Source organism: Brucella anthropi ATCC 49188 (assembly GCF_000017405.1).
Lineage (GTDB): Bacteria > Pseudomonadota > Alphaproteobacteria > Rhizobiales > Rhizobiaceae > Brucella > Brucella anthropi.
Window position 1 is genome coordinate 1,537,853 of record NC_009667.1, and the last position, 25,457, is coordinate 1,563,309.

The following is a 25,457-nucleotide window of genomic DNA, read 5'->3' on the forward strand; positions in this document are numbered from 1 at the left end:
ATCCACACCATGAGCAGTATTGCTGTTATCGCTGCCATGCTTGCGCTTGCCGCTTGCGGAAAAGGTGAAGAGAACACGGCTGAGACGGACCCTGTCCGTCCGGTTCTTTATATGGTGGTCGAGCCCAAGCCCGTAACGCAGACGGGTTTTGCAGGCACGATTGAGCCACGCTATTCCACTGATCTTGCATTCCGTGTGCTCGGGCGAATTATCAATCGGCCTGTTCAGGTGGGGGATATTGTGAAAAAGGACGAGATGGTTGCGATGGTTGATCCATCCAACCTCGATCTTGCCGTTCAGTCTGCGAGGGCTGATCTGGCGAGCGCCGAAGCACAATATGCCAACGCTGCGGCGAGCGAAGAACGCCAGAGCATCCTGCTTAAGGGCAACAACGTTTCGCAAGCCGATTATGATGCCGCCAGACAGGCGCGTGACAGCGCAGAGGCCGGGTTGGAAAAAGCCAGGGCAGGACTGAAAAAGGCGCAGGATCAGCGCAGTTACGCTGTGCTGCGTCCGGATTATGATGGCGTCATTTCTGCAACGAATGCCGAAGTCGGGCAGGTGGTTGCCGCTGGCCAGACGGTTATGACGGTTGCGCGTCCCGATATTCGCGAAGCGGTGCTCGATATTCCTGACAGCATGACGCAATATTTTGAGCAAGGTACGCCATTCAATGTACAGCTCCAGGCCGATCCAAAAGTGACGGGGCAGGGAACAGTACGCGAGGTGGCGCCGCAGGCTGATGCGCAGACACGCACACGCCGTGTGCGTATTGCTCTCGACAACCCTCCGGAAGGCTTTCGCCTTGGCGCGACGATCCGGGCAGCCAAAGCCGGGCCTGAACAGAATCTTGTGACGATGCCGATACAGGCTTTGCTCGACGAAAACGGCAAGACAAGCATCTGGGTCATCGATCCGCATAAACAGACGGTCTCTCTTCATGACGTGCAGGTGACTGAACGGCGCGGCAACAGTTTCGTTGCCGGTGGCGTGGATGTCGGAAGCTATGTTGCGATTGCTGGTGTGCATGAGTTGAAAGAAGGACAGAAAGTCCGCCTGGACGAGAAAGGAACGGGCCTGTGAAGAAGGGATTTAATCTGTCTGACTGGGCTCTGAATCATCGGTCTCTGGTCTGGTATTTCATGCTCGTCTTTCTGGTGGCGGGCCTGATTTCCTATCTCGATCTTGGTCGTGAGGAGGATCCGGACTTCACCGTCAAGACGATGGTTGTACAGGCCAACTGGCCCGGCGCCTCCGTCGACGAAACGCTCAACCAGGTCACGGACCGGCTGGAAAAGAAGCTCGAAGAACTGGATACGCTCGATTATACACGCAGCATAACCACGGCGGGCAAGTCGGTCGTGTTCGTCTTTCTGAAAGATACGACGCGGGCCGAGCAGGTCAAAAAGTCATGGACCGAAGTGCGTCATTTTCTGAACGATATTCAGAATACGCTGCCTCAGGGCGTTCTCGGACCGTATTTTAATGACCAGTTCGGTGACGTTTACGGAAACGTCTATGCATTCACGTCGGATGGTCTTTCCATGCGACAGTTGCGGGACTATGCCGAAAGCACGCGGACGAAAATTCTGACATTGCCCAATGCGGGCAAGGTCGAGCTGATCGGCGCGCAGGACGAAGCGATCTATCTGGAGTTCTCGACGCGCCAGATTGCAGCGCTTGGACTGGATCAGCAGGCAATCCTGCAGGCCTTGCAGGACCAGAATGCCATCACGCCGTCCGGTGTGGTGGAAGCCGGGCCGGAGCGCATCAGCGTGCGCGTCAGCGGACAGTTCAATTCGGAAGCGGATCTGCGTGCGGTCAACCTGCGCGTCAATGATCGCTTCTTCCGTCTTTCCGACGTCGCGACGATTACGCGCGGCTATGTGGACCCTCCCGCATCCATTTTCCGGGTGAACGGGCACGATGCGATCGGCCTCGGCATTGGCATGAAGCCGAACGGCAACCTGCTCGAATTTGGCGCGGCACTCGACAAAATGATGAGCCAGGTGACGGCGGAACTCCCGGTCGGTGTCAAGGTCTTCAAGGTTGCCGATCAGCCGGAAGTCGTCAAGGACGCTGTTTCGGGCTTTACCGAAGCTCTGTTTGAAGCGGTTATCATCGTTCTGGCGGTGAGCTTCGTCAGTCTTGGGGTGCGAGCGGGTTTTGTCGTTTCGCTTTCGATCCCGCTGGTGTTGGCAATCACCTTCCTGGCGATGTCTTTGATGGATATTTCCCTGCAACGCGTGTCGCTCGGTGCGCTCATCATCGCGCTGGGCCTGCTGGTCGATGACGCGATGATTGCGGTGGAAATGATGGTGGCCCGGCTTGAGCACGGCGATCCCATCAACAAGGCTGCCACCTATGTCTATTCGCATACGGCTTTCCCGATGCTGACAGGCACGCTGGTTACGATTGCCGGGTTCATACCCATCGGGCTGAACAACAGTCAGGCGGGTGAGTACACGTTCACATTGTTCGTAGTGATTGCGGTTTCGCTGCTTGTTTCCTGGATCGTGGCAGTTCTGTTTGCGCCTTTGCTGGGTGTCACTTTCCTGCCGAAGAAAATGAAGGCGCATGAGGAAAAGCACAGCCGTCTTTTCCAGATATTTTCGCAGGTCCTGCTTGCGTCCATGCGGCACAAGTGGATCACGATCATTACGACCATTGCACTTTTCCTCGTTTCGGTTTTCGGCATGGGCTTTATCGAACGGCAGTTCTTCCCGGAATCCGACCGTCCGGAACTGGTGCTCGACTGGACCTTGCCTCAGAACAGTTCCATCACCGACACCAAGGCCCAGATGGAGAAGTTTGAAGCCACGATGCTCAAGGACAATCCCGATGTGGATCACTGGAGCACGTATATCGGGGAAGGTGCTATCCGTTTCATTCTCTCCTTTGATGTGCAGCCAGCAAATCCTTATTTCGGGCAGATGGTCGTTGTCGCGAAGGACCTCGAAGCGCGTGACAGGCTCAAGCAGAAATTCAACGAGGTTCTGCGCAAGGATTATGTCGGGACGGATGTCTATGTGAAGTATCTGGAGCTTGGACCGCCAGTTGGCCGCCCGGTGCAGTATCGCATCTCGGGTCCGGATGTCCAAAAACTGCGCGGTGTCGCACAGGACTTTGCCGGCATCCTCAGTTCCGACAAGCGGCTTGGGGTGGTGAGCTACAACTGGAACGAGCCGGGTCGGGTTATCCGCGTCGACGTCATGCAGGACAAGGCGAGAAAGCTCGGCATTTCCTCGAAGGATATTGCAACGACCCTCAACGGCGTTGTCGGCGGTATCACCATCACTCAGGTGCGGGATTCGATCTATCTGATCGACGTTATTGTGCGGGCACAGAAACACGAACGCGATTCGATCGATACGCTGCAAAGTCTTCAGATCGCAACCGGTAACGGGACGTCGGTGCCATTGGCCGCGATTGCCAATTTCCGATATGAGCTGGAACAGCCGGTTGTCTATCGCCGTTCGCGTATTCCTACGATCACGGTTGCTGCAGGCATTATCGACAAGACGATGCCGGATACGATCGTCAAGGATCTGGCACCCGCCATCAAGACTTTCGCCGACAAGCTGCCGTCCGGTTATCAGATCCAGATTGCTGGCACGGTGGAGGAGAGCGGCAAGAGCCAGGGGCCGATTGCTGCCGTGGTGCCTCTGATGCTGTTCGTCATGGCGACAATCCTGATGATCCAGCTTCAAAGCTTCCAGCGCTTGTTCCTTGTTGTCGCCGTGGCGCCGCTTGGACTGATCGGTGTGGTGGCTGCCTTGTTGCCGAGCGGCAAACCGCTTGGCTTCGTGGCCATCCTTGGTGTGCTGGCACTGGTCGGTATTCTTATCCGAAACTCGGTCATTCTGATCGTGCAGGTCGAAGAGCATATCACCGAGGGCATGCACCCGTGGGATGCGGTGACGCAGGCCAGTCAGCACCGAATGCGACCCATCGCGCTGACGGCGGCGGCAGCAAGTCTGGCACTGATCCCGATTGCGCGTGAAGTGTTTTGGGGACCAATGGCCTATGCCATGATGGGCGGCATCATAGCGGGCACGGCAATCACGCTTCTCTTCCTGCCGGCGCTTTATGTCGCCTGGTTCCGGATCAAGGAGCCCGAGCATGGCGCAGATGGGCCACCAGCCGAGGCGCATCCCGCTCCGCAATCGCATTAAACAAAAAGCCCGGTCACGACCGGGCTTTTTTCATGAGATTGTCACTTGCCATTGGTTCTATATAGGTTCTATTATATGAAGTATGAATAGAACCACATTGATCACGGCCATCGAAGAGCGCGGTTTGCACGATCCGCAGCTTACGGGGCCGCTTTACCGGAACCTTGCGCGTATTCTCGGTGAACTGATCGAGGAGGGGCAACTTGCGCCCGCTGTCGGACTGCCGCCGGAGCGCGATCTGGCGGAGCAGCTTGGCGTCGGCCGCATTACCGTTCGCAATGCGTATAAGGAACTGCTGACCCAGGGCGCGGTCGAGGCGCGGCGCGGCAGTGGCACCTTCGTTGCCGAACGCCCGGCCCGCATCAGCCAGCATCTCTGGCGCCTGACTTCGTTTTCCGAGGATATGCTGTCGCGTGGCAAGGAGCCGGGCGCACGCGTTGTCACCAACAAGGTTGACAGGCCGTCGCCCGACGAGGCTTTCCGGCTGGGAATCGGCGTTGATACGACGGTGGTGCGGCTGGATCGTCTGCGCCTTGCCGATGGTGTGCCGATGGCCTTCGAGCGGGCTGTGGTCCCGCGCCATTATCTGGATCAGGACCGCGTCGAAGAAACCTCGCTTTATGGCGCATTGGCAAGGCGTGGCCACAAGCCGGTGCGCGCCTTGCAGCGCCTGACGGCGGTTACACTCGACCCCGGCACGGCACGCCTGCTTGGTGTGCACAGGGGTGCGCCAGCACTTTTGATCGAGCGTGTCTCGCATCTCGAGGACGACCGGATCGTCGAATATACCCGTTCGCACTATCGCGCCGATGCCTATGACTTCGTCGCCGAACTGAAAATTGGAGAATGACCATGAACAGCCCTTCCTCCCTGATGCTGCAGGAAACCGAACAGTCGCCTGCCGTCGTCGCCGGTCTGCTTGAGAAGGAGGCAGGCACATTCTCGGAAATCGCGCGCATTTTCCAGAAGAACGAACCTGCCGTCATCACCACCGCCGCGCGTGGTTCGTCCGATCATGCGGCGACATTCTTCAAATATCTGATGGAGATCACCATGGGTATTCCGGTGGCATCCATCGGGCCTTCGGTGGCGTCGGTCTATGGTTCCAAGCTGAAGCTCAAGAACGGATTGCACTTTACCGTGTCGCAATCCGGCGCGAGCCCGGACATTGTTGCAGCGCAGGACGCTGCCAAAAAAGGTGGTGCAACCACAATTGCCGTCGTGAACGTTGTCGATAGCCCGCTGGGTAATGCCGCCGACGTGGTACTCGCGCTCAATGCTGGTGAAGAAAAGAGTGTTGCTGCCACCAAGTCGTTCATTGCCGCAGTCGCGGCATTGTCGGGTGTGGTCGCGTCGGCCAGCGGTGACGCAAGCCTGCAGGTCGGACTGCAGCGCCTGCCGGAGGCGCTTGCTGCAACACGTCCTGACGGTCGCGAAGCGGTTGAAAATCTCCTTTTCAATGCCCGCTCGCTTTATACCGGCGGTCGTGGCACGGCCTTTGCAATCGCGCTTGAGGCTGCGCTGAAGGCAAAGGAAACCGCCAATATCCATGCGGAAGCCTTCTCTCTGGCAGAGCTGATGCACGGTCCGATGCGTCTGGTGGAAGAAGGTTTCCCGATTATTTCCTTCCTGCCGCGCGATGAAGCGTTCGACACCAACATGCAGGCCCTGAAGCGGCTGCATTCGTTTGGAGCGAGCATCGTGTCGCTATCCGATGCGGAAACGCCGGGCTTCCGACTGCCATCGGCTAGCACGGGCAATGCGCATCTCGATCCGCTGGTTTCCCTCATCAATTATTACCGCGTCATTGAAGCGGTCACGCGCCGCAAGGGTTTTGACCCAGACAAGCCGCGCAATCTCAACAAGGTTACGGTGACGGTATGACAAGAAAATCGGCAATAGCAGGCGCGCGCATTTTCGACGGCGAGCGCTTTCACGACCAAAGCGCGCTGGTGTTCAGCGATGGCAAGATCGAAGCCATCGTGCCGGAAGCGTCACTAGGCGAAGCCCGTGATGTCGAGCGCCTGAACGGTGGCGTTCTGGCACCCGGATTTATCGATGCGCAGGTTAATGGCGGCGGCGGGCGTATGCTCAATGACCAGCCGACACCCGAGACCATGTTCACGATTGCCAAGGGGCATCGCAAATATGGAACGACGAGCCTTCTACCGACGCTGATCACCGACACGACGCCGGTGCGCGATCGCGCCATTGAAGCGGCAATTGAGGCAGTCAAGGCCGACAAGGGCGTTGCCGGTCTGCATCTGGAAGGACCGCATCTGGCGCCGGCTCGCAAAGGCGCCCATCTGGCGGAACTGATGCGTCCCGTCAACGATGCCGATATCGCGCTCTATATCCATACGGCAAAGCAGATCGGCACCTTGCTGGTCACGCTTGCTGCCGAACAGGTCACGCCTGATCAGGTGCGTCGTTTGAGCGACGGCGGTGTGGTCGTCAGTATCGGCCATAGCGACACGACGGCAGATGAGGCGTTCAAGCGTTTCGATGCCGGTGCGCGAAGCGTGACCCATCTTTTCAACGCCATGAGCCAGATTGGCCATCGTGCACCGGGGCTGGCTGGTGCGGCACTTGATCATCCCGACATCTGGTGCGGTATCGTTGCCGATGGCCATCATGTCGATCCGATGGCGCTGCGGCTTGCTCTTCGGGCGAAACGGGGAGATGCCCACCTGTTCTTCGTGACGGATGCCATGGCTCTGGTCGGTTCGGATTCCGAAAGCTTCGAGATCAACGGGCGTGCCGTCCGTCGTGTGCCGGGCGGTATCTGCTCCAAGCTTGTGCTGGCGGATGGCACCATTGCCGGTTCCGATCTCGATATGGCGTCGGCGGTGCGTTTCGGCGTGGCCGAACTGGAGCTGACGCTGGCCGAGGCACTGCGCATGGCGAGCCATTATCCGGCGCGCTATCTGCATCTCAACGATCGCGGAACGTTCCGTCCCGGCATGCGGATGGATGCCGTCCATCTTGACGATGGGCTGTTTGCGAAAGCCACATGGCTTTCCGGCGAAAAACAGATTTCGGGGTAAGGTCGATGACGGAAATTACGGATCGTTATTTCGATGATCTCATTGCGCGGCTCACCGGCCTGCGTGGTCGCCTTGCCGAGCCGATGGCCAAAGCTGCCGAGCTGATTACTGCTGCCGCACTGGCAGACAACCGCGTCTATGTGTTCGGTACTGGCCATTCGCACATGATGGCGGAAGAACTGCACTATCGCGCGGGCGGATTGGCAATCACTGTGCCGATCCTTTGCGGGGCAATCATGCTGCAGGACGGAGCGGCTGCCAGCTCGCATTTCGAGCGGATCAAGGGGGCTGTGCTGCCGATCCTCGAACGCTACGGAATCCGTGAAGGTGACGTGCTGATCGTCGTGTCGAACTCTGGTGTGAATGCCGCTCCCATTGAGGCTGCGCGCTATGCACGGGAGAAGGGGGCTGCCGTTATCGCGGTCACTTCCGTCACTTATTCCAACGCAATCGCCAAGGGCCGCACGCAGCTGCTTTCTCTGGCCGATGTCGTGCTGGACAATGATGCGCCAGCGGGCGATGCGGTGCTGGAAATGGAAGGCAGTTCTTTGAAGGTCGGTCCGGTTTCGACGGCGCTTGGTGTCACGATCCTCAATGCCATTTTTGCCGATGTGGCGGCGAAGCTGGTGGGCAAAGGCGACGCACCAATTTATCTGAGCGCCAACATGCCAGGCTCCGGTGAGGTGAACCGGGAACTTGTCGCCCGGTATCGTGACCGCAATCCGCATCTTTGATCAAATTAGAGCGATCTTTCTTCCAAAGTCGCTTGATAGCGCAATCCGGTCAGTGCATTACGCATTCTGGCATGGCGGAGGCCGCATCGTGAACTAGTTTCAAGGCGCGCGCTTTGGCTTGCGCCTTCGAAAATTGAGGAAGTCCGATGCATAATTTTGTCCTGACCGTCACCTGCAAGTCCACTCGTGGTATCGTTGCCGCAATCTCGGGTTATCTTGCGGGCAAGGGTTGCAACATCATCGATAGCGCCCAGTTCGATGATCTGGATACCGGTCGTTTTTTCATGCGCGTCAGCTTCATCTCCGAAGAAGGCGTAGCGCTTGATGTGCTGCGTGAAGGCTTTGCGCCCGTGGCAGCTCCGTTCGAGATGGAATTTGAATTCCACGACAACGCCCAACGAACAAAAACCTTGCTGATGGTTTCCCGTTTCGGCCATTGCCTGAACGATCTGCTCTATCGCTGGAAGATCGGCGCTCTGCCAATCGATATTGTTGGTGTCGTGTCGAACCACTTCGATTATCAGAAGGTTGTCGTCAATCACGACATCCCGTTCCACCATATCGCCGTGACCAAGGCCAACAAGCCGGAAGCTGAACAGCGCCTTCTGGATATTGTCGATGATACAGGCACCGAGCTGGTGGTTCTTGCGCGCTATATGCAGGTTCTGTCCGATCAGCTTTGCCAGAAGATGTCGGGCAAGATCATCAACATCCACCACTCCTTCCTGCCATCCTTCAAGGGCGCGAACCCTTACAAGCAGGCCTATGAGCGCGGTGTGAAACTGATCGGAGCCACGGCGCATTATGTCACCGCTGATCTTGATGAAGGTCCGATCATCGAACAGGATGTCGCCCGTATCACGCACGCACAGAGTGCGGCGGATTATGTGTCTATCGGACGTGATGTCGAAGCGCAGGTTCTGGCACGCGCTGTTCACGCGCATATTCATCACCGCTCGTTCCTCAACGGCAATCGCACGGTCGTATTCCCGGCTAGCCCCGGTTCTTTCGCCTCCGAACGCATGGGGTGATATTGCGGCTCTGGCAGCCTGCAAATCGCGTCTTTTTGCGCTTCCGGTGCTCACGTACTCAAGTACGCTGCGCGCCGGTTCTCAAAAGCCACGATTTTCGGCATGCCATAACCACAATCTCCGCTAATCGCTGATGTTGCGTCAATAAAAAACCCCGCCGAAGCGGGGTTTTCTTTTGATCTGAAATCAGATCGATTAGTCGATGTCGAAGGAAACGCCCTGTGCGAGCGGCAGAGCCTTCGAGTAGTTGATGGTGTTGGTTGCGCGGCGCATGTAGCCCTTCCACGCATCCGAACCCGATTCACGACCGCCACCGGTTTCCTTTTCGCCGCCGAATGCACCGCCAATTTCAGCACCCGAAGTACCGATATTGACGTTCGCAATGCCGCAATCCGAACCTTCAGCCGAGAGGAAACGTTCTGCTTCCTGCAGGTTGAGCGTGAAGATCGACGAGGACAGACCTGCGCCAACTTCGTTGTGGCTTGCCAGTACGTCGTCGAAGTCGGAATACTTCATGACGTAAAGGATCGGTGCGAAGGTTTCTTCGAGAACCGGGCCTTGCTGCTTCGGCATTTCGACGATGGCCGGACGCACATAGTAAGCGTTTTCATGGCCAGCATCGACGCGTTCGCCGCCCTGTACCTTGCCGCCGTGAGCAGCAGCTTCCTTGAGGGCCTTCTGCATGTTGTCGAAAGCAACCTTGTCGATCAGCGGACCGACCAGAGCGCTTGTTTCGAGCGGCGAACCAACGGTGACGCTGGCATAAGCCTTCTGGAGACGCGGAACGAGAGCGTCGTAAACGCTTTCATGTACGAAGAGACGACGCAGCGTGGTGCAACGCTGACCGGCAGTGCCCATTGCGCCGAAAGCAATCGCACGCAGAGCCATGTCGAGATCTGCCGACGGGCAGACGATACCGGCATTGTTGCCACCGAGTTCGAGAATTGCGCGGGCAAAACGCTTGGCCAGACGCGGACCAACTTCGCGGCCCATGCGGGTCGAACCGGTTGCTGAAACGACCGGAACCTTCGGGCTGTCGACGAGGACTTCACCGATTTCACGGTCGCCGAGCAGAAGCAGCGAGAGGCCTTCCGGTGCATCGCCGAAACGCTTCAGCGCGCGCTTGAAGATTGCATCACAGGCAAGAGCGGTCAGAAGGGTCTTTTCAGACGGCTTCCAGACAACCGAGTTGCCGCAAACGATTGCAAGAGCAGCATTCCACGACCAGACAGCAACTGGGAAGTTGAAGGCAGAGATAACGCCGACAACACCGAGCGGATGCCAGGTTTCCATCATGCGATGGCCAGCGCGTTCGGTTGCAATGGTGAGACCGTAGAGCTGGCGCGACAGACCGACGGCGAAATCGCAGATGTCGATCATTTCCTGTACTTCGCCGAGACCTTCCGAAGGAATCTTGCCAGCTTCGAGCGAAACAAGACGGCCGAGGTCTTCCTTGGAAGCGCGCAGTTCTTCACCGAGAAGGCGGATCAGTTCGCCGCGCTTCGGTGCCGGAACGTTGCGCCAGGCACGGAAGGCTTCATCGGCCTGGTCGATGATCTTGACGGCATCTTCTTTGCTGTGGGTCTTGACCGCAGCAATCTGTTCGCCCGATACAGGGCTGAAACCGGCAAGGTCGCCGCCGGTATAAGCGGATGCATCGACGCCGAGTTTGGAAAGCAGATCGGCGGCTTCCTTCTTCACGTCGATTTTTCTAACAGCGGTGTTCATGGCTTTCCTCTCTGTATGAGTTGTTTGCGCATAGTCCTGTCCAGAAAGTCTGTAACTTTTCGGGGCTATGCGTTTATTCTGCCGCTTCAAGGCCTTTCAGGCCTGCCTGAACGGCTTCGATGGATTTGCGTTCGATGCGGGCATAGTGCTCGAACTCATTAAGCACTTTCGCACCCAGATCATCCTCGAAACGCTTCTGGTTCGGGCTTTCAACAAATTCCTGTGTTTCGTCGTCGCCCAGATTGGACTGGAATATACCGGCAGCACTCACCGGCAGGAAGTCTTCATAGATGATCGGGTCGGACTGAACCGCGCCAGCTTCAATCAGAACCTCAATATCGGTGCCCGGCTTGTAAGCTTCAAGCTTTGCAGCGTCCTTGACCGAATAGGCGAAGTAGCCGAGGCCTTCTTCACGCACGCCAGCCCATGTGTCCGGGAAAGCGGCAAAGGTGCCGCTCAGCGCCTTCACATATTCAGCTGCATTCGAGCCGTCTGGGGCAGGGCGGACAACGGCACGGGTGTCGTTGAGCAGCTTGTCGTAAAGCGCGCGACCCTTTGGCGTGAGCGCCACGCCGCGCTGTTCGATTTCACCGAAACGGGCAGTGTGCGAGCCCGGCGTCCAGGTGCCGTCTGCATTGACGAAGGACACTTCTTCTTCCAGCGCCTTGAACGAGGTCTGGCGCAGAAGGATTGGGCACTTGCGGGTCGGAGGACCTTCGACGACGGCTTTCGGGTTAATACCGCGATCCGGCATCTGAACCTGCACGGCGTCGATGTCGAGCGTGCGCGGCGTCAGATGGTTGATATGTGGGCCCTTGAACGACACGACATCGGCGATCAAGCGATGCGCGTCATGCAGGCGATGGTAAAGTTCGACGCTGACATTGGCATGATCGTGCCAGCGGAAGGTTTCCAGTACTTCAGCAACAAAGGCTTTCGCGTCGTCGTCGTTGAGGCCGCCTTCGGCTTCAGCCTTTTCGACAAAAGCGATGGCTCCGGCAGTGAAGATGTTGCGCTTCAACAGGACTTCTTCCGATTCAGCGCGCAGCTTTTCATCGGCGATCAGGTCGAGGCGCAGAAGCGAGGTGAAGACGCGGAACGGATTGTGCTTCAGTGCCGCATCGTCAACCGGGCGGAAGGCGGTCGAATGAACCGGAACGCCTGCGGCGCTGAGGTCGTAATAGCCGACCGGGAACATGCCCATGACCGCAAAAACGCGGCGCATCATGGAAAGTTCAGCAGCTGTGCCGAGGCGGATAGCGCCGTGACGTTCTTCAGAGATGCGTTCAAGCGAATCTGTTTCCGTCAGACGTTCATGCAGGTGACTGTCATCAGCAAGCACCTTGGCGTTCACATCGGCAACGAGTTCCATCAATGTGCCATAAGCAGGTACTTCCTGCTTGTACATGGCGGACATTGCTGCCGAAAAAGCCGAGCGAATGGCGTCCGGTGAAACGAATTTCTGGTCTTTCATGGCGAAAATTTCCGTCGAGTGGGGCATCTTCGGGTGGTGCATGTCTTGTTTGGGAGGAACATGCATGGATTATGATGAAAATGTATCATATAGACCGTTTTGCGGTTATGCTTGCGACGAAAGCAACTATGTTAATGCGAGAATGGAATGAAGCTGAGCAGAAGACTGATCCCGGACATCGCCACGCTGCAGGCATTCGAGTGTGCCGCCCGTCATGGCAGTTTTACGCAGGCTGCGCATGAGCTCAATCTCACCCAGAGCGCTGTCAGCCGTCAGATCAAGGATCTTGAAAGCCAGCTCGGTGTTCTGTTGTTCGAACGCATCCGCCAGCGCATTCTGCTTTCCGATGCGGGCAGGAAATTTTTGCCGGAAGTGCGGCGTCTTCTGAACCAGACGGAGGACACGATGTTGCGCGCCATGGCTTCGGCGCAATCAACGTCTTCTTTCAGTGTGGCTACATTGCCGACATTCGGCACGCGCTGGCTGATGCCGCGTATTTCAGATTTCATCGAAAAGCATCCCGGCATTGCCATCAATGTCGCGTCGCGCTCCGGTGTCTTCGATTTCGAGGAGCAGCCGTTCGATCTGGCCATCCATTATGGACAGCCGGTCTGGGCACATGCCACCTGCACTTTCCTGTGCAGCGAGGTCATCGTGCCGGTTGCCAGCCCGGCCCTGTTGAAAGCGCGTCATCCGTCCGCCCCGGAAGAGCTTGAGAATGAGCCCTTGCTGCATCTTGCGACGCGGCCCAAAATGTGGGCGCAATGGTTTGAAAGCTGCGGTGTCGAGGGGCGATCGGCTTATCGGGGACATCGCTTCGATCAGTTCTCGATGGTCATTGGCGCGGCGTTGGCCGGTCTGGGTTTCGCGCTTCTGCCGCTTTATCTGATTGAACAGGAATTGCTCAGCGGTGAGCTGGTCATGCTTTTCGAGAAGCCGATGCGAACCGAGAATGAATATTATCTCGTCGTGCCGGAAGGAAAGTTGGAAAATCCGCTGACGCAGGTGTTCTGTCAGTGGATCGCCGGGCAGGTAGGAAATACGGATTATTCGCCGTTGGTTCATTCCAAACCGGAATGAATTGTTGCGCAAATAACGCTGTCCAACCGGCTTTCGCGGCGTGAAATAGGAACAGTCGGGCAGGGTGCCCGTATTCCACTATTTAAAATGGTTGCTCTCAATGCTGAACGATCCGCGCTCCCATGGTCTTTGGGAAAAGACCGCCCCTGCCGCCCCCGAGACGAATGCGCTGCAAGGTGATCTGACTGCGGATGTCGTGATTGTGGGTGGCGGTTTCACCGGTCTTTCGACCGCTCTGCATCTGGCCGAAAAAGGCACGCGAGCCATCGTTCTCGAAGGTATCGAGATCGGTTATGGCGGTTCGGGCCGCAATGTGGGTCTGGTCAATGCGGGCATGTGGGTCATGCCGGATGATTTGCCCGGCGTGCTCGGTCAGAAATATGGAGATCGCCTGCTTGATGTCCTCGGCAATGCGCCGAAGCTCGTTTTCGAAATCGTCGAAAAGCACAAGATCGCCTGTGAAGTAGAGAAGCAGGGCACGCTTCATTGCGCTGTTGGCAAGAAGGGCCTGAAGGAACTTGAAGACCGCCATGAGCAGTGGGCGCGCCGCGGCGCCAATGTGAAGCTGCTTGATGCGAAAGAAACTGAAGCGAAGGTTGGAACCAAGGCCTATGCCGGATCGCTGCTTGATCTGCGTGCCGGTACGATCCAGCCGCTCGCTTATGTGCGCGGGCTTGCCCATGCCGCCATTACCGCTGGCGCGACAGTATTTACCGGAAGCCCGGTGATCGGTGCCAAGGAAAAGAACGGCAAATGGGTGGTCAAGACTGCCAAGGGTTCCGTGACGGCCAACTGGGTGGTTGTGGCGACGAATGCCTACACCAATGCGCCATGGCCGGAAGTGCGTGCTGAGCTGGTTCATCTGCCATATTTCAACATGGCTACAAGGCCACTGTCGGATAATCTGAAAAAGAGCATTCTGCCGGAACGTCAGGGTGTGTGGGATACAAAGGAAGTCCTTTCATCCTTCCGTTTCGACCAACAGGGCCGCCTTGTCTTCGGAAGCGTTGGTGCGCTGCGCAATACCGGCGCTGCCGTGCATAAGGCATGGGCGAAGAAATCGTTGAAGCGTCTTTTTCCGCAGATTGGCGAGGTCGAGTTCGAAGCCGAATGGTATGGCAAGATCGGCATGACCAATGACAGCCTGCCGAAATTCCATCGCCTCGCGCGCAATGTGGTTGGATTCTCCGGTTACAACGGCCGTGGCATCGCGCCGGGCACGGTCTTCGGAAAACTGCTTTCGCAGCTTGTTTCAGGCGAGATCAACGAAGACGATCTGCCGCTGCCGGTCAGCGATCCGAAGGAACAGAATTTCCGCGGTCTGCGTGAAGCCTATTATGAGGCGGGTGCGCAGGTTGCGCATGTCGCCGAGATTGTTATCTGATCTGTTGATCTTTTTACCGGGAATGCGTTTGCGGTTGTCATAAAACCGCATTGCAATTCCTCTAATGCCATCCGCATCTTCTCCATACTTGGAGATACGGATGGCTGTTCGGCAAAACATTCAATGTCTTACAAGCCTTCCGATGGTTATGATTCCGCCGGGAGGCTTTTGCTTTTCCGGGTTCACGTTGCAGGATGTTTGACAGGTGCACCATGAATGGAAATGATCGTGCCTATCGCCATGGCAGTATCTGCGCGCTATCACTTCGCACGCGTCAGGATTGTACCGGCATCGCTGGTCATGCTGGCGAACATTATACAGAAATTCGAGGAGCGAATCCCATGAACAAGATGCTGAAGCGGGCTGCCGTCGTACCTGCGCTTCTTGCTCTTTCCATTGCCGTGGCACAGGCTGATACGCTGACGCTCTATACGTCACAGCCGGAAGCGGATGCGACAAAGACGGTTGAAGCTTTCCGCAAGGCCAATCCGGACACCGATGTGCAGATTTTCCGCTCTGGTACGAGCGAACTCCTCACCAAGCTTGCCGCCGAGTTTTCGGCTGGCGCGCCGCAGCCTGACGTTCTGCTGATCGCTGATGCGGTGACGATGGAAGGTCTCAAGAAGGACAAGCGCCTGCTCGCCTATCCGGAAGCCAAGGTTGATGGTTTTGCTGCGGATAGCTATGACGCCGACAAGACCTATTTCGGCTCCAAACTGATCACCACCGGCATCGCCTACAACACGGGTGCCGCACAGAAGCCGGAACATTGGGCCGATCTCGCCAAGGCCGATTACAAAGGCCAGGTGGTCATGCCAAGCCCGCTTTATTCGGGCGCTGCCGCCTATCTCCTGAGCGGCTTTGCACTCAATAAGGATATTGGCTGGGATTACTTCAAGAACCTCAAGACCAATGAGCTGGCAAGCGTTAAAGGCAATGGCGCCGTGCTGAAGTCGGTTGCGAGCGGCGAAAAGCCATATGGCATCCTCGTTGACTTCATGGCGCTCAATGCCAAGGCCAAGGGTTCGCCGATCGAGTTCGTCTTCCCGTCGGAAGGTGTGCCTGCCGTGACCGAACCGGTTGCGATCATGGCAACCGCCAAGAACGTCGACGGTGCCAAGAAGTTCGTCGATTTCATCCTGTCGGATGATGGCCAGAAGCTGGCATTGGAGCAGGGCTATCTGCCTGCCAAGGAAGGCGTTGGTCGCCCGGCATGGCTGCCGGAAGGCACCAAGATCAATATCATGTCTATCGACACCCAGAAGGTTCTCGATCAGACTGATGCCGACAAGAAGCAGTTCTCCGAGCTGTTCGGCGGATAAGGCATTTTAATGCACATGTTTCGAGATCTTCAGGGCCGTGATGCGGCCCTGATTATTGGTGTAACGCTTATTGTTGCAGTGCTGTCGCTTCTGCCAATGGGCAGGCTGCTGGTCGAACTGGTCGCGCCGCAGGGGCAGTTTTCGACCTCGGCGCTGGTGGAAACGCTTGGCAGCCAGTCGACATGGGTTGCCACATGGCATTCCCTGCAGATTGGCATTGGCGGCGCGCTGCTGGCGCTTGTGTTCGGCATTGTTGCGGCGTTGCTCGTCGGTCTCACCAACATGCGCGGGCGCAATGTCTTTGTGCTTTTCTACGTCACCCCCCTGCTGATTGCCCCGCAGGTAACAGCGCTGGCGTGGCTCCAGCTATTCGGGCCTTCCAGCCAGTTCCTCAAGATCATCGGCATGGCGCCGCCGCTTGGCAGCCGCAATCCGCTCTATTCTGTCTGGGGCATTATTTTTCTGCTTGGCGTGCAATATGGACCGCTGGTCTTTCTGATCGTGCGGGCAGGACTGCGCAAACTCCCACGCGAACTGGTGGAAGCGGGCTTGAGTGCCGGTGCCAGCAAATGGACCGTTCTGCGCACCATCATTCTGCCGCTGATGACGCCATCGATCATCGGTGCTGCTGCCTTGGCTTTCGTGTCGTGTGTCGGCAATTTTGGCATCCCGGCGTTTCTGGGGATTCCATCGAATTACCTCGTTTTGCCAACGCTGATTTATCAGCGTCTTGCGGGCGGCGGTCCAGCTGTGCTGTCCAGCGTCGCCGTGCTGTCGGTTCTGATCGGGCTGATTGCAATGGCAGGGATCGCCGCGCAGGAATATGCCTCGCGCCGCCGCGATTTCCGCATTGTTTCGACGTCGCTGCCTGCTGCACCCTTCGCGCTTGGCCGCTGGCGCGTGTTGGTGGAAGCCGCGGCATGGCTCCTGATTGTTATCGTGCTGTTTCTGCCGTTGATCGGTCTTACGTTGTCCGCTCTGGTTCCGGCCTATGGTGTGCCGCTGACATTTGCGACGGCAACAGCCGAGAATTTCCGTTTCGTGCTGCTTGAACATGCTGGTGCTGCGCGCGCTTTCCGCAACAGTGCGGTTCTGTCGTTGGCGGCAGCATTCTTTGCGGTGCTGATAGCAGTTCCGCTTGCCTATATGCTCGCTTGGCGCAAACGGCGCTGGACGCCGATCCTCAATTTCGCAGCCGAGATGCCCTATGCGTTACCGGGCGTGGTGCTGGCTATTGCTTGCCTGCTGATGTTCTTGAAGCCGCTGCCAGTGGTTGGTGTCAGCCTCTACAACACGCTCTGGATCATCCTCTTTGCCTATCTTGCGCGCTTCTTCGTGCTGGCACTGCGGCCAACGGTTGCCGGGCTGCACCAGATCGACCGTGCTTTGGAAGAAGCAGCGCGTGTTGCGGGGGCGGGGCTTTTCTATCGCCTCAGGACCATTATATTCCCTCTGGTCGCCCCGGCGACGCTTGCAGGCGGCGTGCTCATTTTCATGACCGCCTTCTGTGAGCTGACGGTTTCAGCGCTTCTTTGGGCGTCGGGATCGGAAACGCTGGGCGTGGTGATGTTTTCTTTCGAACAGGCGGGCGATTCCGCCTATGCGGCTGCCATATCCATTCTGGCCGTTGCGGTGACATTCATGCTGATGCTTGCAACAAATCTGTTTGCGCGGCGTCTTCCAAACGGAGTGCTGCCATGGCGCGACTGAAAATCGCTTCTGTTTCCAAGGCCTTCAACGAGTTTCAGGCCCTGTCTGAAGTGTCGCTTGATGTGAAGGATGGCGAGTTTGTTGCTATTCTCGGACCATCCGGCTGTGGCAAGACCACGCTTCTGCGGATGATTGCAGGTTTTGAAGACGTCGATGGCGGCGAAATCCACATTGGTGACAGCCGCGTTTCCCATGTTGATGGTAACGTACCACCTGAGAAGCGGCAGGTCGGTATCGTCTTCCAGAACTATGCGCTCTGGCCGCATATGACGGTCGCAGAAAATGTCGGCTATAGTCTGCGGGTAGCCAAAGTTGCCAAAGCCGAGCGCGAGGCTCGTGTGAAGCAAGCGCTCGCGCTGGTCGATCTCGACGGTTTCGGTGATCGCCGCCCGGCCAATCTTTCGGGTGGTCAGCGGCAGCGCGTGGCATTGGCCCGCTGTCTGGTGGCTGCGCCTTCGCTGGTATTGTTTGACGAGCCACTCGCCAATCTCGACGTGCATTTGCGTGCTTCGATGGAAGACGAGTTTGCGGCTTTCCATAAGCGTACCGGTACGACGATTATCTACATCACGCATGATCAGGCCGAGGCCATGGCGCTTGCTGACCGGATTGCTGTGCTTGATCATGGCAAGCTTCAGCAGTTCGATACGCCGCGCAAGCTTTACGAAGAACCGGCTAGCGAAATGGTCGCGTCCTTCATCGCGCATGGCATGGTTCTGCCTGCTGAGGTCGTGTCCTTTGCGCAAGCGGGACAGTGCGAGGCGCTGGTGCTTGGAAGCCGTGCGCAGGTGCGCTGTTCTGGCATTGAAATGCCGCGTGCCAATGCGCAGCTCTGCGTTCGCGCAGAAGATCTGGCATTGACCGAAACCGGCGGCATCCCTGTGCGGGTCAAGCGTTCGGTCTATCGCGGTGGCGGTTCGCGCATCGAGGCACATCCGCTCACCAAGCCAGATATTCATCTGCATTTTGAAGTGCGCGATCCAGTGCGACTGGAAGAAGGCGATGAGGTTCGCATCGCTATTCGCGGTGGTTGGATCATTCCAACCGATGAAATGCCGGTGAGAAAAGTCTCAACCGGCTTTCCAATCGGCAACAAGATTTAGCTTATTTTTTCTTCATCGCTTCCAAAAGTGCTGCACCGAAACCACCGGTTGATGGCTGCTCCTGTTTGCGCTGTGGAGTGAAGTTTTTGGCAGGCCGCTGGTCGCGGCTTGCAGGATCACGCGGGGCAGGAGCTTCGCCACCGTCCTTGCGCATTGTGAGGCCAATGCGCTTGCGCGGCACATCCACTTCCGTCACGCGCACCTTCACCACATCGCCCGCCTTGACCACTTCATGCGGGTCTTTGACGAAGCGGTCGGCGAGCTGCGAAACATGGACAAGTCCGTCCTGATGCACACCGATATCGACAAAGGCACCAAAAGCCGCAACATTTGTTACCGTGCCTTCGAGCACCATGCCGGGCTTCAGGTCTTTGATGTCATCGATGCCATCGGCAAAGGTTGCGGTCTTAAATTCAGGGCGCGGATCGCGGCCTGGCTTATCAAGCTCGGCGATGATGTCGCGCACGGTTGGCAGTCCAAAACGCTCATCGACAAAGACGCGCGGATCGAGCGCCTTGAGTGCTGCGCTATCCCCCATGAGGCTGCGCACATCGCGACCGCAAGCGGAAACGATCTTCTTGGCAACGCCATAGGCTTCCGGGTGAACGGAGGACGCGTCAAGCGGCTCGGTGCCGTTCGCAATACGCAGAAAGCCTGCGCATTGTTCAAAAGCGCGGTTGCCGAGACGGGCGACTTTCAGCAGTTCCTTGCGGTTCTTGAAGGCTCCGGCTGCATCACGATGCGCGACGATTGCTTCGGCGAGAGATTTTCCCAGACCCGATACACGCGCCAGCAGTGAGGCGGATGCCGTGTTGAGATCAACCCCGACAGCATTCACTGCATCTTCGACCACTGCATCGAGCGAACGCGCCAGACGGGACTGATCGACATCATGCTGATACTGGCCAACGCCGATGGATTTAGGCTCGATCTTGACGAGCTCTGCCAATGGGTCCTGCAAGCGGCGGGCGATGGAAACGGCACCGCGCAGCGATACGTCGAGCTGCGGAAATTCGGCGGCTGCGGCTTCGGATGCCGAATAGACCGACGCACCTGCTTCCGACACGATGACTTTGAGCGGCTTTGGCGCTGGAAGCTCGTTGAGCATATCCACAACAAGACGTTCGGTTTCGCGGCTGCCTGTGCCGTTGCCAATCGCTATCAGCTCGATCTTATGTTTGCGGATCAGGCTTGCGAGCTCGGCCTGGGTACCACGCACATCGTTCTTCGGCGGAAACGGATAGACCGTCGTTGTGTCGAGCAGTTTGCCAGTGTCATCGACGATTGCGACCTTAACGCCGGTGCGGATGCCCGGATCAAGGCCCATGGTGGCACGCGAACCGGCAGGCGCGGCCAACAGCAGGTCTTTGAGGTTGCGGGCGAAGACGTTGATTGCTTCTTCCTCGGCGCGTTCACGCAAGTCGCGCATCAGGTCGAGCGACAGGGAGAGCGAGAGTTTGACGCGCCATGCCCAGCCTGCAACTTCCATCAGCCAGCGGTCGCCGGGAAGGGTTGCGCCGATATTGTAAGCGGCTGCGATTTTGCGTTCGACAGGCTTTACCGGCGAGGTGTCGTCGGCGTCGATTTCAATGTCGAGCGACAGGAAATCCTCGTTGCGTCCGCGCAGCATGGCGAGAGCCCGGTGGCCTGCAACATTTGCCCAGCGCTCGAAATGGTCGAAATAATCCGAGAATTTTGCGCCTGCATCCTGTTTGCCATCGACAACGCGGGAGCGGAGAACAGCACGTTCCTTGAGATAGTTGCGCAGATTGCCGATCAGTTCGGCATTTTCCGCAAAGCCTTCGGCGATGATGTCGCGCGCACCATCCAGTGCTGCCTTCACATCGGCAACTTCACCGGTGACATATTGCGCAGCAATCTCGGTGGGGACCAGCCTGCGGTCGGTCAGAATGGCTTCGGCAAGCGGTCCAAGACCGCGTTCGCGGGCGATTTCCGCTTTGGTGCGGCGCTTGGGCTTATAGGGAAGATACAGGTCTTCAAGCTCGGCCTTGGTCTGAACGCCTGCGATTTTCAGTTCGAGTTCTGGTGTGAGCTTTTCCTGTCCGCGGATCGATTCCAGAATGGACGAGCGCCGCGCCTCAAGTTCGCGCAAGTAAGCGAGGCGCTCTGAAAGCTGGCGCAGCTGCGTATCATCAAGGCCGCCGGTGACTTCCTTGCGGTAACGGGCGACGAAAGGCACGGTCGCGCCTTCGTCCAGCAAGCCAATGGCGGCGATTGCCTGTTCGGGCTTTGCATTGATCTCCGCCGCTATAATCCCAGCAATGCGCTTAATATCGTTGGCCATATTCATTCCAATCTCAAATCTTTACGGCAACATAGTCGGATGTGGGTTCGGCGCAATCAAGGCAGTAACGACGTTCCACAGGAAAGGCGTCGGTTTCCTGTTCACGGCGATGTGAACGAACGGCCTCTTTATAAATCGGATTTACTCAATACTTATATCGGGAAATGACGATACGTATCAAAGGATCAGCGAGGTGACTGCGATGTCGGATGTTCAGTCTATACCCTTGGACGAGATACTCAAGGCGCTCGCCAATCCGGTGCGTCTCGACATTTTGAGCTGGCTCAAGGAACCGGAGAACCATTTCTCCGATCAGCACATGCCTCTGGAGATGGGCGTGTGCGCGGGCCAGTTCGAACGGTGCGGCCTCTCCCAGTCGTCCGTTTCTGCTCATTTGTCCGTGCTGACAAAGGCGGGGCTGATCATGCCCCACCGCGTTGGCCAATGGACGTTCTACAAGCGTGATGAGGAGGCGATAGCCGCCTTCATCAAAGCTGTATCCGATCTTTAATTCACCAGTCCAATCTTTCCCATTTGCCCAATCTTTCCCATTTGAAGGAATGTATCCATGGCCACATTGTTCGATCCAGTTACAATCGGCGATCTGAAGCTTGCCAATCGTATTGTTATGGCACCGCTGACGCGTAATCGCTCACCGCGCGCCGTGCCGAATGATCTCAACGTCACCTATTACGAACAGCGCGCCAGTGCGGGCCTCATCATCACGGAGGCAACGCCGATCAGCCATCAGGGACAGGGCTATGCCGATGTGCCGGGCCTTTATTCCGCCGAACAGTTGGCAGGCTGGAAACGTGTGACCGACGCAGTGCACAGCGCAGGCGGCAAGATCGTCGTGCAGATGTGGCATGTGGGGCGTATTTCACACAACACGTTGCAGCCAAATGGCGGCAAGCCGGTTGCGCCTTCGGCCATCATCGCCAAGTCAAAGACCTATCTTGTGCATCCCGATGGCACCGGCGAATTTGCGCCAACCTCCGAACCGCGTGCACTTGAAAAGAGCGAGCTTCCGGAAATCGTTGCGACCTATGCCAAGGCTGCCAAGGATGCCGTTGAAGTGGCTGGTTTCGACGGCGTCGAAATTCATGCGGCAAACGGCTATCTGATCGATCAGTTCCTGCGTTCGGACAGCAACCATCGTACCGATGAATATGGCGGCTCTATCGAAAACCGCGCCCGCTTCCTGTTTGAAGTGGTGGATGCGATCACCAAGTCGGTCGCGCCAGGCAAGGTTGGCATTCGTCTTTCGCCAGTGACGCCCGCCAATGACGCCTCGGATTCCGATCCGCAGCCGCTGTTCGACTATGTGCTCGACAAGCTCGCCGCTTACGGTCTTGCATATGTTCATATCATTGAAGGTGCGACCGGTGGTCCGCGCGATTTCCAGCAGGGCCCGCAGCCTTTTGACTATGCGCGCCTGAAGCAGGTCTATCGCGATGCTGGCGGCGAAGCTGCCTGGATGGTCAATAATGGCTATGATCGTGAACTGGCGGAAGAAGAGATAGAAAGCGGTCGCGCTGACGTCGTGGCCTTTGGCAAGCCGTTCATCTCGAATCCGGATCTCGTTCGTCGCTTGAAGGATAATTCACCGCTTAATGAGCTGGACCAGCAGCATATGTATGGCGGCGGCGCCAAGGGATATACGGATTATCCGATCCTTGCCTAACAGCGAAAAAGCCCGGCGAATTGCCGGGCTTTTTGTTACAGACGCGCCCGCGTCGAGCGCGGTGTGGCAAGCAGCAGGTTGGTTTCGCTGGCCTTGATGCCCGGCACCAGCCTGATGCGGCGCAGCACGGCATCAAAATCGGTGAGCGTCGCAGCACCCAGTTCCACTACCAGATCGAAGCGGCCATTGGTGGTGTGAACGGCGGAAACTTCCGAGAAGCCGCCGAGCGCCTTGACCACACGGTCGGCGACATTGCCTTCGATTTCGATCATCATGATACCGCGCACCGGCAGATCAACTGCATCGGACCGCAGGATCACCGTGTAGCCGATGATGTCGCCGGACTGTTCCAATCGTTCCATACGGGCGCGGACCGTTGCGCGGGAAACGCCGAGATCGATTGCCACATCCGAAATACTGCGCCGTCCGTTGTGACGTAAAAGCGTGATGAGCTTTTCATCCAGATCGTCCATGTTTTCTCCATTTTGAAAAGCCAATCCGACATTCTGATAAACCAAACCGTTAAAATTGCCAATCCGGTTGCTTCACATCGCCAAGCGTAAATGGTCAATCTAGGGTAATAATTTCTCTGGAGTAGCAGTTTATGCATTGCAAGATTTTGGGATTGCCTGTTCAGGAAGGCACGGGCCGTCTGGGCTGCAATATGGGCCCTGACGGTTATCGCGCCGCTGGCATTGCGGATGCGATTCGCGAACTCGGCCACGAGTTTACCGATCTCGGTAATCTGGCCCCGGCCGAACTGCGCCCGCTGGCCCATTCCAATCCTGTGATCAAGGCGCTGCCGCAGGCTGTTGCCTGGATCGAAGCCATCAGCGAAGCCGCATATCGTGAGAGTGAAGAAGGTTTCCCGATCTTCCTCGGTGGCGATCATCTGCTCGCTGCAGGCACTGTTCCGGGTATCGCGCGCCGCGCTGCAGAAAAGGGTCGCAAGCAGTTTGTGTTGTGGCTTGATGCCCATACGGATTTCCACACGCTGGAAACGACTGGCAGCGGCAATCTGCACGGCACGCCTGTTGCCTATTACACGGGCCAGAAGGGCTTTGAGGGCTATTTCCCGGCCCTGGCAGCACCGATTGATCCCGCCAATGTTTGCATGATGGGTATTCGCAGTGTTGATCCGGCAGAACGCGCTGCGATCAAGCAGACCGATGTTGCCGTCTATGACATGCGCCTTATCGACGAACATGGTGTTGCTGCCTTGCTGCGTCGCTTCCTTAAGCGCGTGAAGGACGAAAACGGCCTTCTGCACGTCAGCCTCGATGTCGACTTCCTTGAACCTTCGATTGCGCCGGCTGTCGGCACCACGGTTCCGGGCGGAGCGACCTTCCGTGAAGCGCATCTCATCATGGAAATGCTGCATGACAGCGATCTGGTGACGAGCCTCGATCTCGTCGAGCTGAACCCGTTTCTCGATGAACGCGGACGTACCGCAACGGTGATGGTCGACCTGATGGCGAGCCTTTTGGGCCGCAGCGTTATGGACCGTCCAACCATCAATTATTGAATTCAAAACTGCATTCACTGCTGGCGGGATCAAATGGTCTGCCGCTGAATGTTAAGGAGCAAGAATGACCCAACCGAACCTGAATATCGTCCCTTTTGTCAGTGTCGATCACATGATGAAGCTGGTGCTTTCCGTCGGCGTCGAGACTTTCCTTAAGGAACTTGCCGATTACGTGGAAGAGGATTTCCGTCGCTGGGAAAGCTTCGACAAGACGCCACGCGTGGCTTCGCATTCCGATGAGGGCGTGATCGAGCTGATGCCGACAAGCGACGGTACGATGTACGGCTTCAAATATGTGAACGGTCATCCGAAGAATACGCGCGACGGCCTGCAGACAGTGACGGCTTTTGGTGTTCTTTCGGATGTTGGCAGCGGTTATCCGATGCTTCTGACCGAAATGACCATTCTGACGGCGCTGCGCACGGCTGCTACCTCAGCGGTTGCCGCAAAGCATCTTGCGCCAAAGAACGCACGCACGATGGCGATCATCGGCAACGGCGCACAGAGCGAGTTTCAGGCCTTAGCGTTCAAGGCAATTCTCGGCATCGACAAGCTGCGTCTTTACGATATTGACCGTACGGCTTCGGAAAAATGCGCACGCAATCTTGAAGGTGCAGGTTTTGACATCGTGATCTGCAAGGATGTCGAAGAAGTGGTCGAGGGTGCGGACATCATCACGACCGTAACTGCCGACAAGCTCAATGCGACGATCCTGACCGACAATATGGTTGGTGCTGGTGTGCATATCAACGCGGTTGGCGGTGATTGCCCCGGCAAGACGGAACTGCACGGCGATATTCTGCGCCGTTCGGACATCTTCGTTGAATATCCTCCGCAGACCCGCATCGAAGGCGAAATCCAGCAGCTGCCGGAAGATTATCCCGTCAATGAATTGTGGGAAGTGATCACCGGCAAGACTGAAGGCCGCAAGGATGCGCGTCAGATTACGCTGTTCGATTCCGTCGGCTTTGCGACCGAGGATTTTTCGGCTCTACGCTATGTGCGTGACAAGCTGAAGGACACGGGCTTCTACGAAAAGCTGGATCTTCTTGCCGATCCAGATGAGCCGCGTGATCTCTACGGCATGCTGCTGCGTCACGAAAAGCTGCTGGAAGGCGAAAAGACCAAGCCAGCGGCCTGATCCGGTCTTTTGAA

The 25,457-nt window shown here is 57.1% G+C and carries 20 protein-coding genes; 16 read left to right on the forward strand and 4 right to left on the reverse strand.

Annotation, left to right across the window (positions count from 1 at the left end; translation table 11 throughout):
* Positions 1 to 9 precede the first annotated feature (9 nt).
* From OANT_RS07495 to purU, 7 genes are all read left to right on the forward strand, one after another.
* Complete coding sequence (locus tag OANT_RS07495) at positions 10 to 1,083, forward strand: efflux RND transporter periplasmic adaptor subunit (protein WP_373366441.1); 1,074 nt, start codon at positions 10 to 12, stop codon at positions 1,081 to 1,083.
* Positions 1,080 to 4,175, forward strand: coding sequence for an efflux RND transporter permease subunit (locus OANT_RS07500; protein ID WP_012091514.1), 3,096 nt, complete (start codon positions 1,080 to 1,082; stop codon positions 4,173 to 4,175). Before OANT_RS07495 ends, OANT_RS07500 begins: the two co-directional genes overlap by 4 nt.
* Positions 4,176 to 4,257: 82 nt before the next feature.
* Positions 4,258 to 5,025, forward strand: coding sequence for a GntR family transcriptional regulator (locus tag OANT_RS07505; RefSeq protein WP_010659523.1), 768 nt, complete (start codon positions 4,258 to 4,260; stop codon positions 5,023 to 5,025).
* 2 nt (positions 5,026 to 5,027) lie between these two features.
* Positions 5,028 to 6,059 carry an SIS domain-containing protein gene (locus OANT_RS07510; protein WP_012091515.1) on the forward strand — a complete coding sequence of 344 codons (1,032 nt, stop codon included), beginning with the start codon at positions 5,028 to 5,030 and terminating at the stop codon, positions 6,057 to 6,059.
* A complete protein-coding gene (gene nagA / locus OANT_RS07515; protein WP_012091516.1) occupies positions 6,056 to 7,222 on the forward strand; it encodes an N-acetylglucosamine-6-phosphate deacetylase in 1,167 nt (388 codons plus the stop codon). The genes OANT_RS07510 and nagA overlap by 4 nt, the downstream gene beginning before the upstream one ends.
* Before the next feature lie 5 nt (positions 7,223 to 7,227).
* Positions 7,228 to 7,956 carry an SIS domain-containing protein gene (locus OANT_RS07520; protein WP_012091517.1) on the forward strand — a complete coding sequence of 243 codons (729 nt, stop codon included), beginning with the start codon at positions 7,228 to 7,230 and terminating at the stop codon, positions 7,954 to 7,956.
* A 146-nt stretch (positions 7,957 to 8,102) separates the two neighbouring features.
* Positions 8,103 to 8,987 carry a formyltetrahydrofolate deformylase gene (purU, locus tag OANT_RS07525; RefSeq protein WP_010659527.1) on the forward strand — a complete coding sequence of 295 codons (885 nt, stop codon included), beginning with the start codon at positions 8,103 to 8,105 and terminating at the stop codon, positions 8,985 to 8,987.
* A 195-nt stretch (positions 8,988 to 9,182) separates the two neighbouring features.
* Here purU and amaB read toward each other — a convergent pair whose 3' ends face one another.
* Together amaB and hglS are read right to left on the reverse strand one after the other, a co-directional pair.
* Complete coding sequence (gene amaB / locus OANT_RS07530; protein ID WP_012091518.1) at positions 9,183 to 10,715, reverse strand: L-piperidine-6-carboxylate dehydrogenase; 1,533 nt, start codon at positions 10,713 to 10,715, stop codon at positions 9,183 to 9,185.
* Positions 10,716 to 10,788: 73 nt separating this feature from the next.
* On the reverse strand, positions 10,789 to 12,189 hold the full coding sequence (gene hglS / locus OANT_RS07535; protein ID WP_040129138.1) for a 2-oxoadipate dioxygenase/decarboxylase HglS: 1,401 nt from the start codon (positions 12,187 to 12,189) through the stop codon (positions 10,789 to 10,791).
* A gap of 147 nt (positions 12,190 to 12,336) precedes the next feature.
* On the opposite strand from hglS, the gene OANT_RS07540 reads away from it, so the two are divergent.
* The 5 genes from OANT_RS07540 (at position 12,337) to OANT_RS07560 (ending at position 18,788) form a co-directional block, all read left to right on the forward strand.
* Positions 12,337 to 13,269 carry a LysR family transcriptional regulator gene (locus OANT_RS07540; protein ID WP_010659530.1) on the forward strand — a complete coding sequence of 311 codons (933 nt, stop codon included), beginning with the start codon at positions 12,337 to 12,339 and terminating at the stop codon, positions 13,267 to 13,269.
* Positions 13,270 to 13,369: 100 nt separating this feature from the next.
* Positions 13,370 to 14,653: an NAD(P)/FAD-dependent oxidoreductase gene (locus OANT_RS07545; RefSeq protein ID WP_012091520.1), complete on the forward strand. Its 1,284-nt coding sequence runs from the start codon at positions 13,370 to 13,372 to the stop codon at positions 14,651 to 14,653.
* A 341-nt stretch (positions 14,654 to 14,994) separates the two neighbouring features.
* On the forward strand, positions 14,995 to 15,975 hold the full coding sequence (locus OANT_RS07550) for an ABC transporter substrate-binding protein (protein ID WP_012091521.1): 981 nt from the start codon (positions 14,995 to 14,997) through the stop codon (positions 15,973 to 15,975).
* A gap of 9 nt (positions 15,976 to 15,984) precedes the next feature.
* Positions 15,985 to 17,685, forward strand: a complete 1,701-nt coding sequence (locus tag OANT_RS07555) for an ABC transporter permease (RefSeq protein WP_012091522.1) — start codon at positions 15,985 to 15,987, stop codon at positions 17,683 to 17,685.
* A complete protein-coding gene (locus OANT_RS07560; RefSeq protein WP_012091523.1) occupies positions 17,673 to 18,788 on the forward strand; it encodes an ABC transporter ATP-binding protein in 1,116 nt (371 codons plus the stop codon). The genes OANT_RS07555 and OANT_RS07560 overlap by 13 nt, the downstream gene beginning before the upstream one ends.
* A gap of 1 nt (position 18,789) precedes the next feature.
* On the opposite strand, the gene OANT_RS07565 is transcribed toward OANT_RS07560, so the two are convergent.
* Complete coding sequence (locus OANT_RS07565; RefSeq protein WP_040130079.1) at positions 18,790 to 21,093, reverse strand: Tex family protein; 2,304 nt, start codon at positions 21,091 to 21,093, stop codon at positions 18,790 to 18,792.
* 202 nt (positions 21,094 to 21,295) lie between these two features.
* On the opposite strand from OANT_RS07565, the gene OANT_RS07570 reads away from it, so the two are divergent.
* Positions 21,296 to 21,604 (forward strand): ArsR/SmtB family transcription factor, encoded by a 309-nt coding sequence (locus tag OANT_RS07570; protein ID WP_012091525.1) that lies wholly within the window; start codon positions 21,296 to 21,298, stop codon positions 21,602 to 21,604.
* A gap of 57 nt (positions 21,605 to 21,661) precedes the next feature.
* Positions 21,662 to 22,777, forward strand: coding sequence for an alkene reductase (locus OANT_RS07575; RefSeq protein WP_012091526.1), 1,116 nt, complete (start codon positions 21,662 to 21,664; stop codon positions 22,775 to 22,777).
* 35 nt (positions 22,778 to 22,812) lie between these two features.
* On the opposite strand, the gene OANT_RS07580 is transcribed toward OANT_RS07575, so the two are convergent.
* Positions 22,813 to 23,250: an Lrp/AsnC family transcriptional regulator gene (locus OANT_RS07580; protein ID WP_010659538.1), complete on the reverse strand. Its 438-nt coding sequence runs from the start codon at positions 23,248 to 23,250 to the stop codon at positions 22,813 to 22,815.
* 131 nt (positions 23,251 to 23,381) lie between these two features.
* Between OANT_RS07580 and rocF the strand changes: the two genes are divergently transcribed.
* Both rocF and ocd read left to right on the forward strand, forming a co-directional pair.
* Positions 23,382 to 24,302: an arginase gene (rocF, locus tag OANT_RS07585; protein ID WP_012091527.1), complete on the forward strand. Its 921-nt coding sequence runs from the start codon at positions 23,382 to 23,384 to the stop codon at positions 24,300 to 24,302.
* Positions 24,303 to 24,366: 64 nt separating this feature from the next.
* Complete coding sequence (gene ocd / locus OANT_RS07590) at positions 24,367 to 25,443, forward strand: ornithine cyclodeaminase (protein ID WP_012091528.1); 1,077 nt, start codon at positions 24,367 to 24,369, stop codon at positions 25,441 to 25,443.
* The last annotated feature ends 14 nt before the right edge of the window (positions 25,444 to 25,457 follow it).

What these genes read in the sequence shown, in the direction of transcription:
- OANT_RS07495 (WP_373366441.1), top strand. Translation starts at nt 10, where the DNA reads ATGAGCAGTATTGCTGTTATCGCTGCCATGCTTGCGCTTGCCGCTTGC.
- OANT_RS07505 (WP_010659523.1), top strand. Translation starts at nt 4,258, where the DNA reads ATGAATAGAACCACATTGATCACGGCCATCGAAGAGCGCGGTTTGCAC.
- OANT_RS07510 (WP_012091515.1), top strand. Translation starts at nt 5,028, where the DNA reads ATGAACAGCCCTTCCTCCCTGATGCTGCAGGAAACCGAACAGTCGCCT.
- nagA (WP_012091516.1), top strand. Translation starts at nt 6,056, where the DNA reads ATGACAAGAAAATCGGCAATAGCAGGCGCGCGCATTTTCGACGGCGAG.
- OANT_RS07520 (WP_012091517.1), top strand. Translation starts at nt 7,228, where the DNA reads ATGACGGAAATTACGGATCGTTATTTCGATGATCTCATTGCGCGGCTC.
- purU (WP_010659527.1), top strand. Translation starts at nt 8,103, where the DNA reads ATGCATAATTTTGTCCTGACCGTCACCTGCAAGTCCACTCGTGGTATC.
- amaB (WP_012091518.1), bottom strand. Translation starts at nt 10,715, where the DNA reads ATGAACACCGCTGTTAGAAAAATCGACGTGAAGAAGGAAGCCGCCGAT.
- hglS (WP_040129138.1), bottom strand. Translation starts at nt 12,189, where the DNA reads ATGAAAGACCAGAAATTCGTTTCACCGGACGCCATTCGCTCGGCTTTT.
- OANT_RS07540 (WP_010659530.1), top strand. Translation starts at nt 12,337, where the DNA reads ATGAAGCTGAGCAGAAGACTGATCCCGGACATCGCCACGCTGCAGGCA.
- OANT_RS07545 (WP_012091520.1), top strand. Translation starts at nt 13,370, where the DNA reads ATGCTGAACGATCCGCGCTCCCATGGTCTTTGGGAAAAGACCGCCCCT.
- OANT_RS07550 (WP_012091521.1), top strand. Translation starts at nt 14,995, where the DNA reads ATGAACAAGATGCTGAAGCGGGCTGCCGTCGTACCTGCGCTTCTTGCT.
- OANT_RS07555 (WP_012091522.1), top strand. Translation starts at nt 15,985, where the DNA reads ATGCACATGTTTCGAGATCTTCAGGGCCGTGATGCGGCCCTGATTATT.
- OANT_RS07560 (WP_012091523.1), top strand. Translation starts at nt 17,673, where the DNA reads ATGGCGCGACTGAAAATCGCTTCTGTTTCCAAGGCCTTCAACGAGTTT.
- OANT_RS07565 (WP_040130079.1), bottom strand. Translation starts at nt 21,093, where the DNA reads ATGGCCAACGATATTAAGCGCATTGCTGGGATTATAGCGGCGGAGATC.
- OANT_RS07570 (WP_012091525.1), top strand. Translation starts at nt 21,296, where the DNA reads ATGTCGGATGTTCAGTCTATACCCTTGGACGAGATACTCAAGGCGCTC.
- OANT_RS07575 (WP_012091526.1), top strand. Translation starts at nt 21,662, where the DNA reads ATGGCCACATTGTTCGATCCAGTTACAATCGGCGATCTGAAGCTTGCC.
- OANT_RS07580 (WP_010659538.1), bottom strand. Translation starts at nt 23,250, where the DNA reads ATGGACGATCTGGATGAAAAGCTCATCACGCTTTTACGTCACAACGGA.
- rocF (WP_012091527.1), top strand. Translation starts at nt 23,382, where the DNA reads ATGCATTGCAAGATTTTGGGATTGCCTGTTCAGGAAGGCACGGGCCGT.
- ocd (WP_012091528.1), top strand. Translation starts at nt 24,367, where the DNA reads ATGACCCAACCGAACCTGAATATCGTCCCTTTTGTCAGTGTCGATCAC.